Genomic DNA, 18,195 nt, shown 5'->3' with positions numbered 1-18,195 from the left:
CCGGGTGCCTGCCGTCCGGTCAGCCGGGTGCCTGCCGTCCGGTCAGGCGGGCGTGACGGAGAGACCGGAGAGCCCGTTGCTGCGCCGCAGCGCCACGGAGCCGTAGGCCGTGCGCAGCCGCAGCCACGCGCCGCTGCTCAGCAGGTCGAGCGCGTCCCCGCGCAGGAAGCCGAGCGACTGCGCCGCGTGGACGGCGCGCACCGGAACCCCGGTGTCGCCGATGGTCCGCGACCAGATCTCGCGCCCGATCCGGTCCAGTTCGGCGCGGGTGCGCGCGTCGGGAGCCAACTCCTCGACCCGCGCCTTGAACTCGGCGACAGCGGTCCGTACCAGCCCGCGCACGACGTCCACGCCGGGGAAGCCGGGAACCAGCTCCCAGCCGCCGCGCGGGGGCAGGACGCCGGCCCACGGAGGTCCGGTCACCGCGGCGGGCACCCGCGCGGTCCCGGCGGCCTCGTCGATCGACTCGAGCAGCTCACCGGCCGACACGGTCACGTCGAGCGAGCTGTCCAGCCCGTACTCGTACGGCTTCAGGAGGCGGGCCGTACGGATCGCGAGCACCTCGAAGGACGGCGGCCGCCCGAAGACGGCCAGCGCCTGTCCGCCCGCCTGGAGCCGCACCGCGGCGGCCCGGTCGTAGTGCACCAGCCGGCCGAGGAAGGCGGCGAGATCCGCCCCTTCCCCGGCGTCGGCGAAGTGCAGCACGGGTGCCGTCATGCGGCCAGCGCCCCCGAGCCGCTGTCGGCACTGTCGTCCATGTACTCCTGGAGGTACGCCTTCTCCTCGGCGGTGATCCGCCGGGGCCGCTGCGCCTCCAGGTTGAACGGCACGACCACGGTCGAGGCCCGCACGTAGACCTGGTCCTCGTCCTTGATCTCGTACGCGATCGTGAGCGACGCGGCGCCGATCTTCGTCACCCACGACTCGATGGTGACCGGCGTGTGCCGGTGCACCAGCGGGCGTACGTAGTCGATCTCGTGGCGGGCCACGACGGACCCGCCGGAGAACGACGGCGACCCGTCCCCGGGCGCCAGCTGGAACATGAAGTCGATCCGCGCTTCTTCCAAGTACCGCACGAAGACAGCGTTGTTGACATGCCCGAAGGCATCCATGTCCGACCAGCGCAGGGGACAGGCGTAGATATGACGCACGATCAGCCTCGCGTCAGCTTCTTGTACGTGGCGCGGTGCGGACGCGCGGCGTCCGCGCCGAGGCGCTCGATCTTGTTCTTCTCGTACGACTCGAAGTTGCCCTCGAACCAGTACCACTTGGAGTCACCCTCGTAGGCGAGGATGTGCGTGGCGACCCGGTCCAGGAACCAGCGGTCGTGGGAGATGACCACGGCCGCACCTGGGAACTCGAGCAGCGCGTTCTCCAGCGACGACAGGGTCTCGACGTCGAGGTCGTTCGTCGGCTCGTCGAGGAGCAGCAGGTTGCCGCCCTCCTTGAGCGTCAGGGCGAGGTTGAGGCGGTTGCGCTCACCGCCGGACAGGACGCCGGCCGGCTTCTGCTGGTCCGGGCCCTTGAAGCCGAAGGCGCTGACGTACGCGCGCGACGGCATCTCGACCTGGCCGACGTTGATGTAGTCGAGCTCGTCCGACACGACGGCCCAGAGGGTCTTCTTCGCGTCGATGTTGGCGCGGCTCTGGTCGACGTAGGAGATCTTGACCGTGTCGCCGACCTTGATCGAGCCGTTGTCCGGCGTCTCGAGGCCCTGGATCATCTTGAACAGCGTGGTCTTGCCCGCGCCGTTCGGACCGATGACGCCGACGATGCCGTTGCGCGGCAGCGTGAACGACAGGTCGTCGATGAGGACCTTGTCGCCGAAGGCCTTGGAGAGGTTCTGGACCTCGACGACGATGCTGCCCAGGCGCGGGCCCGGCGGGATCTGGATCTCCTCGAAGTCCAGCTTCCGCATCTTGTCCGCCTCGGCGGCCATCTCCTCGTAACGGGCGAGACGGGCCTTGGACTTGGTCTGGCGCCCCTTGGCGTTGGACCGCACCCACTCGAGCTCTTCCTTGAGCCGCTTGGCGCGCTTCTCGTCCTTGCGGCCCTCGACCTTGAGGCGCGCGGCCTTCTTGTCGAGGTACGTCGAGTAGTTGCCCTCGTAGGGGAGCGCGCGGCCGCGGTCCAGCTCGAGGATCCACTCGGCGACGTTGTTGAGGAAGTAGCGGTCGTGGGTCACGGCGACCACGGCGCCCGCGTACTTCGACAGGTGCTGCTCCAGCCAGTTCACCGACTCGGCGTCGAGGTGGTTGGTGGGCTCGTCGAGGAGCAGCAGGTCGGGGGCCTCGATGAGGAGCTTGCACAGCGCGACGCGGCGCTTCTCGCCACCGGAGAGGTTGTTGACGGGCCAGTCGGCGGGCGGGCAGCCCAGGGCGTCCATGGCCTGCTCGAGCTGCGCGTCCAGGTCCCACGCGTTGGCGTGGTCCAGGTCCTCCTGGAGCTTGCCCATCTCCTCGAGAAGGGCGTCCGAGTAGTCGGTCGCCATGAGCTCGGCGACCTCGTTGAAGCGGTGGAGCTTCTTCATGGTGTCGGCGGCGCCGTCCTGCACGTTCTCCAGGACCGTCTTCGACTCGTCGAGCTGCGGCTCCTGCATGAGGATGCCGACGCTGAACCCGGGCGAGAGGTAGGCCTCGCCGTTCGACGGCTGCTCGAGGCCCGCCATGATCTTCAGCACCGTGGACTTACCGGCGCCGTTGGGACCCACGACACCGATCTTCGCGCCGGGCAGGAAGTTCAGGGTGACGTCATCCAGAATCACCTTGTCGCCGTGCGCCTTGCGCGTCTTGCGCATGGTGTAGATGAACTCAGCCAAGAGAAACCGTCCGGCAATCGATGTGTGGGCAGATACACCCCATCTTGCCTGACGTCCATCCCTGGATGGAAACCCGTATGCGCCTGAGGCCCTGAACTGGGCGTTCGACCCCAGTCCGTCACAGCAGAGCCGTCACTGTTGGTCGCCATTGGTCACCCTCGGGCAACGTCGCACGGCCCAGGGACGGCCCAGGATCGCCGGAGACGTCGCAGCGGAAACAGGTGTGGGCCTTACGTGAGCTGGTTCCATACGTGCACGACCGGGGCTCCTTCCAGCGGGAGGCGGTCGCGGTACCACTCCGATTCCAACCACTCCTCGATCACGAAGAGCGGTCGCGACAAAAGCGCTTCCCCAACCCGCTGAGCCCTCAGAAGCAGCCCAAGATCAGTCAGAGCGAGGGAGTCATCGGACGTGTACAGCAAGCAGTTCCCGTGCTCGTCAGCGTGGTCCAGGAGAAGCTGGTGCGCCTGCTCGGGGTCATGGCCGTCCAGCGCCCGGCCTGCGAGGAAGGCCTGAGGGCCGAGGACCGCGTCCAACGCCACGCACGCCAGCCTGCCCTCGCAGTAGAAGACCTTCACCCCGTCGGCGAAGTTCTCCTGCTCGTACGGGCCGCCTACCTGTTCCTGCGGGGCGGAGACCCCGAGCGCGACTGCGACGTCGGCCGAACTCATCCCGAACCGCAAGGGCCCCACACCGACCTCGGGCGCCCACTCCCAGCGCTCCCGTTCACTGTCCGCCGCCATGGCCCCCGCCTCCCCCGTGGATGGCTCACAGCCATCCCCCATTTCACCCCGGACCTTGGTGCCCGCTCAGGGCTCAAAAAGCCAGCCGCGGAACTCAGTCACGCCGACGCTGCTTCGGACCCTAGTGAGGGTTGACCGGAATCTCGTAAACGATCTCGCACAGGGCGGCAGGCACGACGATGTCAGCCGTCTCTACTGGCCGCCCTTGGTCGCTGTAGTACGTCCGCCGGATGTGGGTCACCAGAGCGGACTTCTGGATACCGAGAAGTGAGACTTCCTCTGCGCTCGCCCGCCTCGGCTCCGGCTGCTCGACGGCATGGCTCACGGTGACGCCGATCTGCGCCATCCAGTTCACGACTCCCACACCGGCATGGGGCCCACCTTGAGGGAGAACGACGAGCGTCCCCGAGGTGAGGTCGTACGGCTCCCCACTCGTGGACAGCTACATATGAAGGCCCCCAACTCCGGACGAACGGCATCGGATGTTTGAGACCACAGGTGATCAAAGAGCACGGGAACCCTAGGGGAGCCTCCGCTTCGAGGCAGGGCGCCTGGCGCGGCTGCGGCACTTTTCGCCCGTTCGGCGGGCTTGGCGCCGGGCTACGGAAACGTGCCGGGCCGTCGAATTCTGCTGCTCTTGGCGACGCTCCGGGTGCGGCCGAGAACGCATGCGGCCCCGGCCGCCGTGAAGGCGGACCGGGGCCGGCGTCAGGCGTGGTGGGGGTCAGTCCTGGGTCGGGGTCTTCTTCTTGCGGACCAGGAAGACCGCTCCGCCGCCGATCACCACGAGGGCGATGGCGATGCCCGCGATCATCGGGGTGGCGTTCGAGCTGCCGGTCTCGGCGAGGTCGCCGGCCTGGGTGCCGGTGCCGCCCACGGAAGCCGGGCTGGGCTGCGACGACGGCTGCTCACCGCCGCCCGTGGTGCTCTCGGTCTTGCAGTCGAGGACGCCCTTGAAGCGCTTCTCGAAGCCGTTCGGACCCTTGATCGTGAAGTCGTACGCCTGGTCCTCCTGCAACGGGATGGTCACCGTCTGCGAGGCACCGGCCGCGATGGTGTGCTCGATGCCCATCAGCTTGAAGGTGAACGCCTCGTCGCCCTTGTTGGTCGCCGTGATGTCCACGCCGCCCTTGGCGCAGTTCTTCTGGGCCGACAGCGCGGGGGCCGCGCCCTTCTTGGCCCAGTTCGCCGTGGCGGTCGCGGAGACCGTGGACTCGCTGGAACCGGCGAGGATCTGCGTCTGGCTGCGGGTGTCGGAGGCGAAGGCCCGGCCGACCGGCACGGTCGTCGACGCCTGCACCGTCAGCGCGGCCGTGCCGTCGGCGGCGTCCGCGGGGACGTCGAAGAACAGCTGCCCGCCGTCGACGGCGGAGGTCACGGGCTTGCCGTCCTTGTCGACGACCTTGACCCCACTGGCGGCCGCGTCGGCGGGCGGCGTCACGCTCACGCTGTCGGCGTTCGTACGGACCGTGACGGGACCGAGCCGGTCACCGGCGCGGCCGGAGACGGCGGAGGGCTCCAGGTTCAGCGAGGCCTTCGGCTCGGCGAGGGGCTGGGCGCTCTTGTGCAGGTAGTCGGCGAGCTTCTCGGCGGCCGGGCTGACCGCGTCCACGTCCGCGCCGTCCGAGTAGCGCCAGATGGCGACCTGGGTGCCGGCCGCCGCGTCCTTCTGCGTGAGGCTGCCGGCACCGGCCTTGCGGGCCAGCTCGGCGAGGTCGTTGACCTGGGGGTAGGAGTTCTGCAGGATCCAGCGGATCTTGCCCGCGTCCGCGTTCCCGTTCAGCGAGGTGCCGCTCCAGGGGGTCTCCTGGTACTTGGCGTCCCGCTGGGTCGGGTTGTGGATGTCGATGCAGTACGTCTGCAGCGTGCCGCCGTTGTCGACGGACATCTCGAAGAGTCCGGCGGAGACGGGCTGGTCCTGGCCGTGGTCGTGGATGACGGCCTGGCCGTAGGTCTTGAGCCCGCCGATCGTGGCGGTCGCGCCGCCCTGCTGCTGAGGGACCTCGTCCGCAGAGGCCGCGCCGGCGCCGGATATCGCGGCGGTGGCCACGAGTCCGGACACCAGGGCCGCCGCGGCGAGGCGGGCGGCGCCCCGCCCGCGTGGGGTGACCGCCGACAACACAGATACCGCAGAGAACACAGAATTCCCCTTCAGGCGGGAGACATTGGCACGAGGGGGGTGACGTCCCGCCGACAGAACGATGTGTGAATCGGACGCTTGAGCAGACACCCGAAACAATGGCCCCGTGGGCTACGCCCGGCATCCTAAGGAAACCGCGCACCACAGTCCCCAGGTCAGAGCGGTGCCAGAGCGATCCGAATCGGAATCGTTATCGCAACTAATGATTACGACCCTGGCTTATCGACAAATCAACGGCATGGAACCGGTGTTCATTCACCGATAAGCCGCACTTCGGGCCGCATTCGCCACGTGCCTCGACCCGAGCGCTCGGCGGCCTGTTTCAGCCGACGGCGGCCGGTTCTCGCTGTTCGCCGGGTTCGGCCCGCTCCTTGGGTTCGCCCTCTGCTTGCGGCTCGATCTCGAACGACGGTTCGTCGCCGTCCGGTTGGCGTCCCGGCTGCCCCTGCCGGGCACGCCGGAACGCGGTCGTCCCGCGCGACAGATCGTGTCCGACGGCCGACGCCTGGATGTCCGCCGACGTCCAGTGCTGCCCGCCCCGCTCCTCGTCCCGCACCCTCAACCTCCCCTGGACCAGCACCGGTTCACCGATGGAGAGCGAGCCCTGCACGTTCGTGCCGAGCGCGCCCCACGCCCACACCGTGAAGAAATTCGTGTGCCCGTCCACCCACTCGTTGCGCACCCGGTCGAAGCGCCGGGCGGTCGCCGCGAGCCGGAACCGCGCCACCGGCCCCTTCGGCAACTCCCGGTACACCGGCGTCGTCGCGACGTTCCCCACGACCGTCACCGTCGTCTCATTCATGTCGGTCCACCCCTCCCCTGCGCACGGACGCGTGCGGGCCCGTCCCGCACGGCCTCGTCCGTACCGCCTTCCCGGTCGGTTCCGGGTCCGCGATCTCAGAGTGCCTGTGCCGGGACGAGCCCGCTGAAGCCTGTGTTCTACCGGCCGGTTGTGGAAAACCCCGCCACCCGGCCGGGGCACGGCGGGAGGACCGCACCTCACCCCACCCGGAGCCCGCGCCTCGCCCCGACGGGAGTCCGCCCTCACCCCGACGGGAGTCCGCCCCTCACCCCGCCACCTTCGCGTACTGCTCCCTGACCTCCCGGTACCGCAGCAGCTCGGCGGCCACCGGATCGAGGACCCGGGCCCGGCCGCACCCCGCCGCGGCCTCCCGCAGGCGCCGTTCCGCGTCGAGTCCGTAGCGCCGCGCCGGCCCCTTCGCCGCCATCCGGCACGCCCACTCCACGCACGGTCCGCCGACGATGCCGCACAGCATCAACAGCACCGGCACCCCGAGGTTCGGGTCGAGGACACCGATGATCTGCCCCAACAGCCAGAGCCCGCCGATGACCTGAACGATCGTCATGGAGATCTGGGCGAGGACCGCGACCGGCCACCAGCCGGGCCTCGGCAGCCGAGTCGGCGGCGACCCCGCCGAGACCGCCAGGTCGTCGAGCGCCTCCGGAAGCCCCTCCGCTCCCCGCGTCGCCGCCTCCCGCACCGCCTGCCCCCAGGGCCCCGGCAGTCCCGTCGACGCCCGCTCGCCCACGATGCGCACCGCGTGCTCCACGCGCTGGCGCGCCGTCGCCTCCTCGTCGGAGGGCACGGGCCTGACCGTCAGTGTGGTGCTCGGGCTGCGCCGGCCCTCGTACCAGCGCCAGAGCCGCAGCCAGGGGGTGCCGCACGCCTTGTTGGCGTTGCGGCGCCAGGCGCGTTCGGCCGCCTGTCCCGCGGCCTCGGCGCCCACGGCGTCGGCGAGCCGGTCGGTGAACTCCTCGCGGGCGTCCTCGCTGAGCCCGCTCTTGCGCCCGGTCGCGTAGACGGGCCGCAGCCGCAGCGCCGCCGCGTCGATGTCGGCCGCGATCCGGCGGGCGGCGGCGCCCTGCTCCCGGGTGAACTGGTCCAGGCACTCGCGCAGTTCATCGACACCGTCACCGGTGAGCGCGGACAGGGAGAGCACGGTCGCGCCCGGTTCACCGTGCTCGCCGAGCGCGATCCCGTCCTCGTCGAGAAGGCGCCGCAGATCGTCGAGTACGAGGTCGGCGGCCTCGCCGGGCAGCCGGTCCACCTGGTTGAGGACGACGAAGCTGACCTCGGCGTGGCCGGCCAGGGGCCGCAGATAGCGCTCGTGCAGCATCGCGTCGGCGTACTTCTCGGGGTCGACGACCCAGATGACGGCGTCGACGAGCTCAAGGATCCGGTCGACCTGCTCACGGTGCGCGACGGCCGCCGAGTCGTGGTCGGGCAGGTCCACCAGGACGAGCCCCTTGAGTGGCGCGCTCACGCCCTGGGGGCCCTGCCCCTGGAGCGGGCGGCGGCGCAGCCGGCCGGGGATCCCGAGCCGGTCGAGGAGTCCCGCGGCGCCGTCCGTCCAGCTGCACGCGATGGGCGCGGAGGTGGTGGGCCTGCGCAGTCCCGTCTCGGACAGGGGCACGCCCGCGAGGGCGTTGAAGAGGGTCGACTTGCCGCTGCCGGTGGCGCCCGCGATGGCGACGACGGTGTGCCGGTGGGAGAGCCGGCGCCGGGCGGCCGCCTGGTCGAGCACCTGGCCCGCCTCGGCGAGGGCCTCGCCGTCGACGCGGGCCCGGGAGAGCGCGACCAGTTCACGCAGCGCGTCGAGGCGTGCGACGAGTTCCGCGTCGGCGCCCTGACGTTCGTCGCCGTGGGCGTACTGCTCGGGTACGTCCACGTCGAAGACGCCGGAGTCCGCGACGCGGCGGGCGATGAGCCCGTCGTCCCAGGCGCCGCCGACGAAGCCGTCCGCGTCGTCCCCGGGCGGATCCACCCGCCCGGCCGGTTCCGTCCCGTCGGCGTGCTCGGCGTGGTCGGTGTGGTCCGTGACGGCGGTCACCGCGGTCACCTCTCCTTCTGCAGTACGGACAGCGCGGCGATCAGTTCTGCCTGGGACTCGGGGTGCACGTCGAGTGCGTCGAGCGGCGCGAGCCTGCGTTCGCGCTCCACGGCGAGCACCTTGTCCAGGTAGTCGGTGAGCAGCCGCCCGCCCCGGTCACGCAGGCGCAGGGCCCCTTGGGCGCCGATGCGTTCGGCGAGGCTCTCGCCCGCGCTGCGGGCGCGGTTCCCGCCGAGGAGGGCGGTGGCGAGGAGGGCGGCGACGAGCTCGGTGTCGGGCGGCGGGGTGATGTCCAGGGTGCGTACCTGTTCCTCGGCGTACTCCTCGAGCATGCGGCGCCAGCGGCGTACGGCCATGCCGATGCGGTGTTCCGCGGTCTCCAGGTCGGGGTCGCGGGCGGCGAGTCCGTCCGCCGCGCCCGCGGGGTCGCGGCGCCAGGCCTCGTCGATGCGTTCGTCGGCGGCGGTGACGGCACACAGGAGGAGCGCGCCGAGGCTCTCGGTGAGCGCGTCGAGGAGCTCGGCGGGCGCGCAGTCGAGGGGGTAGCTGCGCCACCGTTTGAGGGCGTCCCCGGCGAGCACGCCACCGCTCTGGAGCCGGGTGCGCACGCGCGCTTCCTCTCTCGCGTACGTCTCGTCGACGGTGGCGGTGAGGCGCAGGGCGGCGGCGTACTGGGAGGCGACGGCGCCGGCGAGCTCGGGGGTGCGGACCCGGAGCGAGTCGATGACACCGTCGGCGGTGCGGGCGATGGCCGTGCAGCGGGCGGTGGGTTCCTGCACACGGTGGGTGAGCCAGGCGCGCAGGGGGGCGACGGCGGAGGCCGGCAGGAGGCCGCCGCCGCCGGTGGACTCGGGCAGTTCGGGCACGGTGAAGCGCGGCACGTCGCCGAGTCCGGCCTTGGCGAGCAGGGCCCCGTACTGGCGGGAGACCTCGGCGACCATCTGGTGGGGCACGCGGTCGAGGACGGTGACGAGGGTCGCGTTGTTCTCCTTGGCGCTGCGCAGCAGGTGCCAGGGCACGGCGTCGGCGTAGCGGGAGGCGGTGGTGACCATGATCCAGACGTCGGCGGCGCTGATGAGCCGGGCGGCGAGCAGGCGGTTGTGGGCGACGAGGGAGTCGACGTCGGGCGCGTCGAGGAGGGCGAGTCCGCGGGGCAGGCTGCCGGAGGTCTCGACGCGCAGGACGTCTTCGCCGTCGTCGGCGGGGGCGGAGGCGCCGAGCTCGGTGTCGTCGGGCCGCCGCGGCGTCCATACGCGGGTGAGGTCGGGCAGGACGCGGGTCCCGGAGAACCAGCGGTGGTCCTCCGGGTGGCAGACGAGGACGGGGGTGCGGGTCGTGGGCCGCAGCACCCCGGCCTCGCTGACCTTCCGCCCGACCAGGGAATTGACGAGGGTCGACTTCCCGGCGCCGGTCGACCCTCCGATCACGGCGAGCAAGGGAGCTTCGGGGTCTCTCAGCCGGGGCACGAGGTAGTCGTCGAGCTGCGCGAGGAGCTCCGCCCGGTTGGCCCGCGCACGCGGCGCCCCCGGGAGAGGGAGGGGGAAGCGCGCGGCGGCGACACGGTCGCGCAGCGCGGAGAGTGCGTCGAGCAGCTGAGGCCGAACGTCCAAGGTCACCACATGCGAAGAATGCCCAATTTTGGCGTCTTTCTGAAGCATATGGACGTCTCTGCGCGCCGATGCGGCCCATCCGGTCCATGGGACGGAAGGGACGACTGGGGCGCAGGCATAACGAGTGCACAACACCCGGGGCGCGAGACGCCAAAAGCGGTGCAGGATTCGTACCCGCCTGCGATTATCAGGACCGCTTCACCGAAACTCCACATCGTGCCACGGAGGCGAAGCAGCAAGGACAGGGATCCGGGAGCCCTATCCTTGATCCCGGCAAGGTCACGGATCTCCCCCACATCCGTCCCGAGCCACTGGCCCACACACCGGCCCCCGTAGCTCAGTGGATAGAGCAGGCGCCTTCTAAGCGCTTGGCCGCAGGTTCGAGTCCTGCCGGGGGCGCCTCATTGTTTCCGGGTTGCCGGCCCTCCTCAGGGAGGGCTTTTTTCATGGGGTTCCTCGGACGCTAGCGACCCGGCCGTAGCGGTGGCGTAAGCGATGCACACCGGCGGCCGCACCGGCAGATCCGGCGGCCACCCCCGCCGGTACCACCCCCGACACGCCCGAGCGGCGATCGGTCCGGTCGCAGGGCACAGCGTGGGTACTTCCTTGGTTGTAGTGGTCATCGAGTTCGCTCGGGCCGTCTTGTGCCCGTGTTCCGATGCTGCATATGGTCCCGCTGATTCCCCGCGCCATTCCGCACGGATCCGCCCGTACACCCCGAAGTAGACGGCTGTTCAGCCGAGTTGGCCCGAAGGTGAGTGAGACGTGCCGCAGCTCTCCGATCTGAGCCGCCGGACCGGCGTCCCCGACCGCATGCTCAGGTTCTATCTGCGCATGGACCTCCTGCCGGCTCTGGACGAGTCCCAGGAGTACGACGAGTCCCACGTCCGGCGCGTGGCGCTCGTGCGGACGCTGCTCGATGTCGGCGGGCTCTCCCCCTCGGCGATCCGGCAGATCGTCGGGCGGATCGACACCTCGCCGCCGCTGCACGAACTGCTCGGCGCGGTCCAGTACGCGCTGCCCGCGCGCGGGTCCGTGTCGCAGGACCAGGAGTGGGAGCGCGCCAGGGAGCGGACCACGGCGCTCGCCGAGCAGCGGTCGTGGCAGGTCAGCCCGGACAATCCGGCCTGGCAGACGCTCACCCAGGTCCTGGTCACCTGCGAATGGCTGGAACAGCGCGATCTGCCGCGGCTCCTGGAAACGTACGCGGAGGCGCTCGAACGGGTCGTCGACATCGAGGTGCAGTTGCTGCGCCGGCAACCCGACCCCGAGAGTGCCGCGGCGAGCATGGTGTCCGGCACCGTACTCGGCGACGTCGCGCTTTCCGCTCTGCGCCGGCTGATTCATGAACATTTCTCGTGCTCGGCCCAGAAGTTGGCCGAAACAGGCGATACGCCCCGTGGCGTGCCGACCGACGTGACGGGACGGGAAACTGCGCGTTCCGCTCGTGACGAAGCCATGGATACCGCCCGCGAGAGCTGACGGCGGCGCCTTTGATTGCCTTGTCGGCAGGCCGGAAAATACAGGTAGTTGAAGGCCGTGCCTATACGGCCGGGTAACCCGGTTGTCGCTTGACACCCCGTCGCGGCACGAGGCATGCTCAATCCGATCTTCGAACCGTCTTCCCTCTTGACAACGTAGTCCGGACCTGGAAGCGGCGACGGGTATCGACGGGGGGAAGGAAACGTGCACGACGCATCGCCGCAGGAAATCCAGGGGGAGACTCCGGATCCTGAAGGCGCGACGCTCGCTGCGGAATTACAGGCACTGGAAGCGGAACTGCTCGACGCCTATCGGCGCGCTCTGCTCGAGCAGAACAATCCGCTCGGCATGGATCAGGAAGCCTGGACATCCTGCCGCGAGCAGGCCCAGCACATTCTCGGGGAATGCGTGCACGCTTTGCGGTACGGCACCGAAGCGCCACTCAATCCCCAGCTCATGAAGAAGACCCGGCGACTCGGCGGGGCCCGGATCTCACAGGGAATTCCGCCGGTCTACTCGGTCCGCGCGGGATCCATGTTCTTCCAGGTCACCATGGAGTTCTTGGGACGGATCTCCGCGGACCGGCCCGGCTCCGAGCATTACCTGATGAAGGTGCCGCCCATTCTGCAGTCCGCGATCACGCGGCGCCTCGAGGAAGGGTCCAGCGGATACGACCTCTTCCTGCTCGACATCGTGCGCGACGCCGCGCAGCAGGGCCGGCACGGCATGGCGCGCGAGATCCACGACCGGATCGGCAGCACCGCCAGCCTCGCCCTGCGCCAGCTCGAGCTCTACGAACTCACGCAGCACGCCGCCTCGTCGGACGCCCGGCTCGGCAGCCTCAAGCAGGCGATCCTGGAGACGCTCTACACCACCCGGGACATCGTCACCGAGCTGCGCACCAGGTCGGACACCTGCCGCTCGCTCCAGCTCGCCCTGTCCGCGTTCGTCAGCGCCATGGCGATCGACGAACCCGTGGTGGAGATCCATGTCGACGACCCCGACGACCTGCTGCCCCGCGGCGTCAGCGACGACCTGTTCATCATGCTCCGCGAGTGCCTGCGCAACGCGCTGGCCCACGCCTCGGCCTCCCGCGTCACCATCGACGTCAAGGTCGACGCGCGTCACGTCCGGGCGTCCGTGCACGACGACGGCATCGGTTTCGTACCGGGGCAGCGGGAGGGGAACGGGCTCGCGTCGCTGACCGAGAGGGCCCAGCTCCTGGCCGGCCGGCTCACCATCAACAGTGCCCCCGGGCACGGCACGGCCATCGAGCTGTCCGTCCCCCTGGACGAGGAGGAACATGCAGACGACGGACGAAGGACGGCACGGCACGGCTGAGCCGATCCGCATCATCGCCGTCGACGACCACTCCCTGCTGCGCACCGCCCTGTGTCAGCTGCTCGACGCGGAGGACGACCTGCGCGTCGTGGCGGACGTCGACACCTCGCAGGGCCTGGGCGACCTGGTGGAGCGCACGGGCGCGCAGGTCGTGCTGCTCGACGTGGAGATGCCCGACCACCACGCGCCCAGCGTCGTCAGCGAGCTGACAGGGCGCTTCCCGGACCTGCACGTGCTGATGCTGACGATGTACAACGACGCACAGCTGGTGCAGGAGCTGCTCGCCCGGGGCGCGCGCGGCTATCTGCACAAGAGCGTGCCGCGCGAGTCGCTCCTGTCGGCGATCCGGAACACGGCGGCACGCGATCCGCATGTGACGATCGCCGTGCCCCGCAGCGGAATTCCAGAATCCGGATTCAGCGAGCCGCAGCAGACCCTTTCCCCCAGGGAACGGGAAGTGCTCACACAGGCGGCGGCCGCCCTGAGTAATCGCCAGATCGCCACCCGGCTGCGGATTACCGAAGGCACCGTGAAGCGGCATCTGCGCAACATCTTCGAGAAACTCCACGCCGTATCACGTATCGATGCCGTGAACAAAGCGGTGGACGCGCAACTGATCAGAAGACCGCAAGGTCCGGGACGTGACGCGAAATCACCCCACCCCTAGGCAGGTTGAGTCACGGGGATACACCTTAGGGAGTATCCCCGTGGCCCATGGAGAGTCTGTCACCTCTCCCTCACTCGGATTAGATTCGCAGGTATGTCGATAGCGACGCCTGCGAAAACCCTGATACCCACCACGACTCCGCGATCCGGAAAATCGGCCGGTGTCCTGGGGAAGTTCCGCCTCCTGGCTCTGTGCGCACAGGAATCCAGGTATGCCGTGCAGGTCATCTTTCTGCTGCGCTTCCTGGTGGCCGGCACGGCCGGAACCGCTTCTTACGTGTCCCACCTCACCATTCGGCCGTCACTCGTTCTCGGCGCGGCCGTCTGGTTCTGTTCCGTCGCATTCACCTATCTCTACAACGGTGTCACGGATATCCACGAGGACCGGGCCAACGGCTCCGCGCGGCCCATCGCACGAGGCGCCCTGCCCGTCCGCTTCGCCCGCACCACCGCGCGGGTGCTCGCCGCCCTCGCCCTCACCGGCGGCGCCGTGCTCGGCCCGCTGATGTTCCTGGTCACCGCCGGCATGCTGCTGCTCGGATACGCGTACTCCGCGCCCGGCCTCGCCCTCAAGAGCCGCACCCCCGGCACCATCGCCGTCGTCGTGGCCAGCGGCGCCCTCGCCTACACCGCGGGCGCCCTGAGCGGCGCCGCGCCCCTGTCCCCCGCGCTGCTCGCCTTCTCGGCCGCCATGTGCCTGTGGATGGGCATGGTCGGGGCGGTGGCCAAGGACTTCTCCGACGCCGAGGGCGACGCCAAGCACGGCCGCCGCAACTGGACCGTCGTCTGGGGCCGCGCCGTCACCGCGCTCATCGTGTCGCTGAGCGCCTTGGGGATCGGCGCCGCGCTCCTCGTGTGCGCCGTGGCCACGGCCACGTACGGGCTGCTCGCGCCCGCCTGCGTGGTCCTGTGCGGGGCGCTCGCGCTGAGCGCCGCCGCGCTGACCGCCCGCCGCGACGACTCACGCGCCCGGCGCCGGCTGCCGTACCGGATCTTCATGGTCACCCAGTACGCGGCGCATCTCGTCACCTTCGCCCAGCCCATCGCATGAGCAGTTCCGACAGAAACGGGGGACCCACGATGCGCGACACCCAGGCCCGCTTCCGAATACCGGGCGTCACGGCCTCGGAACCCGACGGGAGCGTCGGCTTCCGCATCCTCGGCCCGCTGGAGGCCGTCGGTGGCGGCGTGACACACCGGCCACGCGGACCCAAGGTGCGCAAGCTGCTCGCGCTCCTCGCCGTGCGCGCCCACGACATCGTCGAGGTGGACACGCTCGTCGAGGAGCTCTGGGACGGGGCGCCGCCGCCCACCGCCGTCAGCACGGTGCGCACGCACATCTACCACCTGCGCCAGGAGCTGGAGCGCGAGCTCGGCGCCGGCGCCGTCCGCGACGTCATCTCCACCGAAGCCACCGGGTACTCGCTCCGCACCGCGCCGGGCCGTCTCGACCTGGAGAACTTCACCCGCCTGTACGGGCAGGGGCGCGCCGAGCTGCGTGCCGGGCGCCGCGAGAAGGCTCTGGAACGCCTGGACACCGCGCTCGGGCTGTGGCGTGGACGGACGCTGTCCGATGTCGGCCACGGCCGCGTACTCGCCGGGCATGCCGCGCGCATCGAGGAACTGCGCGTGCGTGCCCAGGAGTTGCGCATCGAGGCCGCCATGGGGCTCGGCCGCCATCGCGAGCTCGTGCCCGAGCTGCGCCGCCTGGTCGCCGTCGACCCCCTCAACGAGTGGCTCCACGCGCGCCTCATCGACGCGCTGCACCGGTGCGGGCGCCGCGGGGACGCGCTGCGCGCCTTCCATGACGTACGGGCCGTGCTGGCCGAGGAGCTGGGGCTGGAGCCCTCCGAGGACCTGCGGCAGCTTCAGCATCACATCCTGGCGGGCGGGTCTGCGGCGTGAGCGGTGTCTTCGTCAGTACGGGGGGTGGGGCGGCGAGTCGTTCCGGGGGCGGTTCGGTCAGTCGCTCAGTTGGCGGTTCGGCGGGCGGTTCGGTGAGTCGGTCGGCCAGCGGTTCGGTGGTCAGTTCCGCGGGCGGTTCGGTCAGTCGTTCAGCCAACGGTACGGCGGTCAGTTCCGCGAGCGGTTCGGTCAGTCGATCGGCCAGCGGTTCGGTGGTCAGTTCCGCGGGCAGTTCGGTGAGTTCGGTTCGTTCCGGGCTCATTCGGGTCTGGACCGTTTCCATCGCCGCGGCGGCATCCGCCGTTCCCCATGAAGAGGCGTACGGCGTTCTCGGCCCCGCCGAGCGTGAGCGCTACGCGCGCTTTCGGCGGGGCGGTGACCGGATGCGGTATCTGGCCGTCCACCACGTGTACCGGACCGTGCTCGGGCAGGCGCTCGGGGTCGACCCGGCCGACGTGGGCTTCCGCCGGTTCTGTGCGCGCTGCGGTGACGAAGCGCACGGCAAACCCGTGCCCTTCGCGCCCGACGGGACCACACTGTCGGCGAGCCTGTCGCACTCGGCGGCGTACGCGCTCATCGCCGTCGGCTACCCGGCCGACGTACCCGTCGGCGTCGACATCGAGCGGGTCAGGGCCGACATGGACTGGAGCCGGATCCCCTGCGTCCAGGGCGGCCGCAACACCCACGGCTTCGAACAGTGGACGCGCGCCGAGGCGCTGGTGAAGGCCGCGGGTACGGGCCTGAGCCGGACGCCGCCTCGCTACACCGGGCACGTCTTCGGCACCTGGCGGGCGGCGCGCGTGCCGGGCTCTGGTCATGAGTGGTTCGTACGGAGCGTGCGCTCGCCCGACGGCTATGCCGCTTCGGTGGCCTGCGGGCGGGCCGACGCCAGAGTGACCGTGGTGCCTTGGCGGCCCTAAGGGGGGTGGTGCCTATGAGTGCGTGCCTGTGAGTGAGGGGCGGTTCCCGGATCTGCGGATCCGGGAGTCGCCCCTCACTCGTGTCGTGGCGTGTCTTGCGTTGCGGGCTGCTCGCGTTGCGGTCTACGCCAGAAGTACGCAGCTGGGGCTCGCCACTCGGAGGGGCGGGGCCGCCGGGGCGAAGCGGCCCGTGGCCGGGTCCAGGCGGAACGCGCTGACCGACTGGCCCGCCTGGTTCGCCGTGTAGACGAACCGGTCCGACGCGTCGAGTGCCACGTCCCTGGGCCAGCGGGTCCCCGGAGCCTTCGCTGTGACCGGCTGCGACGCGAGGAGCGTGAGGGTGCGGCCCGCGTTCTCCACGCGGAACGACTCGACCGTGTCGAGGCCCCGGTCTGCGGTCACCAGGGTGCCGCCGTCTCGCGTGAGGTGGACGGCGGAGGGGGCGTTGCGCGGGTTGATGCCGGGCGGGGCCACGGAGGCGTGCGAGACCGGCGTGAGCCGGCCCGTGGGCGCGTCGTACGCGTGGACGGTCACGGAGTGGCCCAGTTCGTTGGTGACGTAGGCCAGCTTGCCGGAGGGGTGGAAGACGAGGTGGCGTGGGCCGATGCCGCGGCCGGCCCAGGTCCGGTCAGCGAGCTCTAGACGGCCCGTGCGGCTGTCGAAGTCGTAGACGTAGATGTGGTCGTTGCCCTTGTCGGGGACGAGGACGCGGCGGCCCGTGGGGTCGAAGGCGATCATGTGCGGGTGGGGGCCGCGCTGTTCCTGCGGGTGCGGGCCGTGGCCGTGGTGGCGAAGCACCTGGACGGCTTCGCCGAGGGAGCCGTCGGGGTGCACCGGCAGGACGGCGAGGTGGCCCGAGTCGTAGTTCACGGTGAGCAGGAAGCGGCCGGCGGGGTGCACGGCCAGGTGGACGGGGGCGGCGCCGTGGCTGGAGCGCGGTGGGCCCTGAGGGTGCAGCCGGTCGCCGTCGATGCGGTACGCGTGGAGCGAGCCGGTGGCGCCGCCGGGGCGTTGGCTCACCGCGTACAGGTGGCGGTGGTTCGGGGCGAGGGCGAGGTAGGAGGGGTTCACGATGTCCCGCTGCCAGCCGGTGGGTTCGAGCTGTCCGGCCGCGCCGACCCGGGCGATACCGATGCCGGGGAGGCCCGGCAGGCCGTACTCGCCGAGCGTGAAACCGCCGATGTACGCGCGTCTGGCGCGGGGGCGCGGGGCGTCACCCGCGACGGCGGTGGTTCCGGCCCAGGCCAGCGCGGCGACGGCTCCGGCCGCGGATGCTGCGAGTAGCCTTCGGCGGTCTGGGTGGTGCGTCGCGTTCATGGTTCGGCTCTCCGTTGTCGTGGAGGGATGGTCGGGGCAGCGTCATGGCGACGAGTGGTGGATTTGGGCTTCGGCATCGATTGCTGTGCCGGCTGTCCTCGGCCGTGGTGTTTTCGGGTGCGGGGCCGCGGGGGCATGTACGTGCTCGCTGTTCTACGGGTGTACGTCGGCGAGCTGATCGCCGGTACGTGGTGCTGGTGGCTGCGCGCGCACATGCCCCCACGTCCCCTCCCGTCTCGTCGGCGTCTCACGGCCGGTGGGACTCGGTGTCCTCCCGGCCGCGCACGTCTCGTCCGCGGCTGATCATTCGGTGGCGCTGCCCCTCGCTCTGTGTGAGGACTCGTCTCGTACGCGGCTGATCGCCGGTGGGACTCGCTGCCCTCCCGGCCGCGCACGTGTCT

15 protein-coding genes, 1 tRNA gene and 1 pseudogene are annotated in these 18,195 nt (G+C 70.5%); 7 read left to right on the top strand and 10 right to left on the bottom strand.

Translation table 11 applies throughout. From position 1 onward, the window contains the following. Nucleotides 1–42: 42 nt before the first annotated feature. From ACFC96_RS22855 to ACFC96_RS22815, 9 genes and pseudogenes are all read right to left on the bottom strand, one after another. A complete protein-coding gene (locus ACFC96_RS22855) occupies nt 43–717 on the bottom strand; it encodes a hypothetical protein (RefSeq protein WP_376613854.1) in 675 nt (224 codons plus the stop codon). After that, nucleotides 714–1,154 (bottom strand): thioesterase family protein, encoded by a 441-nt coding sequence (locus tag ACFC96_RS22850; RefSeq protein WP_116513659.1) that lies wholly within the window; start codon nt 1,152–1,154, stop codon nt 714–716. The genes ACFC96_RS22855 and ACFC96_RS22850 overlap by 4 nt, the downstream gene beginning before the upstream one ends. Then, nucleotides 1,154–2,818, bottom strand: a complete 1,665-nt coding sequence (ettA, locus tag ACFC96_RS22845; protein ID WP_376256286.1) for an energy-dependent translational throttle protein EttA — start codon at nt 2,816–2,818, stop codon at nt 1,154–1,156. The genes ACFC96_RS22850 and ettA overlap by 1 nt, the downstream gene beginning before the upstream one ends. Before the next feature lie 230 nt (nt 2,819–3,048). Further along, complete coding sequence (locus ACFC96_RS22840; protein ID WP_376613852.1) at nt 3,049–3,561, bottom strand: hypothetical protein; 513 nt, start codon at nt 3,559–3,561, stop codon at nt 3,049–3,051. A gap of 121 nt (nt 3,562–3,682) precedes the next feature. Next, nucleotides 3,683–4,003 (bottom strand): annotated as a pseudogene (locus tag ACFC96_RS22835) (UTRA domain-containing protein); the annotation flags it as partial. Between the two features lie 282 nt (nt 4,004–4,285). Further along, the gene (locus ACFC96_RS22830; RefSeq protein ID WP_376256290.1) at nt 4,286–5,701 is read right to left on the bottom strand and encodes a Cys-Gln thioester bond-forming surface protein; all 1,416 of its coding nucleotides are present in this window, start codon (nt 5,699–5,701) and stop codon (nt 4,286–4,288) included. A gap of 322 nt (nt 5,702–6,023) precedes the next feature. Continuing rightward, nucleotides 6,024–6,503: a single-stranded DNA-binding protein gene (locus tag ACFC96_RS22825; protein WP_376256291.1), complete on the bottom strand. Its 480-nt coding sequence runs from the start codon at nt 6,501–6,503 to the stop codon at nt 6,024–6,026. Nucleotides 6,504–6,768: 265 nt separating this feature from the next. Beyond that, nucleotides 6,769–8,553, bottom strand: a complete 1,785-nt coding sequence (locus tag ACFC96_RS22820; protein ID WP_376256830.1) for a GTPase — start codon at nt 8,551–8,553, stop codon at nt 6,769–6,771. A 5-nt stretch (nt 8,554–8,558) separates the two neighbouring features. Continuing rightward, nucleotides 8,559–10,211, bottom strand: a complete 1,653-nt coding sequence (locus ACFC96_RS22815) for a dynamin family protein (RefSeq protein WP_376256293.1) — start codon at nt 10,209–10,211, stop codon at nt 8,559–8,561. 278 nt (nt 10,212–10,489) lie between these two features. On the opposite strand from ACFC96_RS22815, the gene ACFC96_RS22810 reads away from it, so the two are divergent. The 7 genes from ACFC96_RS22810 to ACFC96_RS22780 all read left to right on the top strand — a co-directional run bounded on the left by ACFC96_RS22810 (nt 10,490) and on the right by ACFC96_RS22780 (nt 16,477). Continuing rightward, nucleotides 10,490–10,562, top strand: a tRNA-Arg gene (locus ACFC96_RS22810). Between the two features lie 366 nt (nt 10,563–10,928). After that, nucleotides 10,929–11,645: a MerR family transcriptional regulator gene (locus ACFC96_RS22805; protein ID WP_376613850.1), complete on the top strand. Its 717-nt coding sequence runs from the start codon at nt 10,929–10,931 to the stop codon at nt 11,643–11,645. A gap of 204 nt (nt 11,646–11,849) precedes the next feature. After that, entirely contained in the window at nt 11,850–12,986 is a 1,137-nt protein-coding gene (locus ACFC96_RS22800) for a sensor histidine kinase (RefSeq protein WP_376256296.1), read from the top strand. Continuing rightward, nucleotides 12,949–13,653: a response regulator gene (locus ACFC96_RS22795; RefSeq protein ID WP_376256298.1), complete on the top strand. Its 705-nt coding sequence runs from the start codon at nt 12,949–12,951 to the stop codon at nt 13,651–13,653. The genes ACFC96_RS22800 and ACFC96_RS22795 overlap by 38 nt, the downstream gene beginning before the upstream one ends. Nucleotides 13,654–13,869: 216 nt before the next feature. Then, nucleotides 13,870–14,703, top strand: a complete 834-nt coding sequence (locus ACFC96_RS22790; RefSeq protein ID WP_376613848.1) for a UbiA family prenyltransferase — start codon at nt 13,870–13,872, stop codon at nt 14,701–14,703. Between the two features lie 29 nt (nt 14,704–14,732). Beyond that, on the top strand, nt 14,733–15,557 hold the full coding sequence (locus tag ACFC96_RS22785) for an AfsR/SARP family transcriptional regulator (protein ID WP_266670659.1): 825 nt from the start codon (nt 14,733–14,735) through the stop codon (nt 15,555–15,557). Between the two features lie 236 nt (nt 15,558–15,793). Next, entirely contained in the window at nt 15,794–16,477 is a 684-nt protein-coding gene (locus tag ACFC96_RS22780) for a 4'-phosphopantetheinyl transferase family protein (protein WP_376613846.1), read from the top strand. A gap of 123 nt (nt 16,478–16,600) precedes the next feature. Here the strand turns inward: ACFC96_RS22780 and ACFC96_RS22775 are convergent, their stop codons facing one another. After that, complete coding sequence (locus ACFC96_RS22775; RefSeq protein WP_376613845.1) at nt 16,601–17,794, bottom strand: lactonase family protein; 1,194 nt, start codon at nt 17,792–17,794, stop codon at nt 16,601–16,603. Between the last annotated feature and the right edge of the window lie 401 nt (nt 17,795–18,195).

It is taken from the genome of Streptomyces sp. NPDC055955, assembly GCF_042270245.1.
GTDB lineage: Bacteria > Actinomycetota > Actinomycetes > Streptomycetales > Streptomycetaceae > Streptomyces.
The sequence above is the reverse complement of the archived record's forward strand: the minus strand, read 5'-3'. Positions and strand labels throughout refer to the sequence as shown.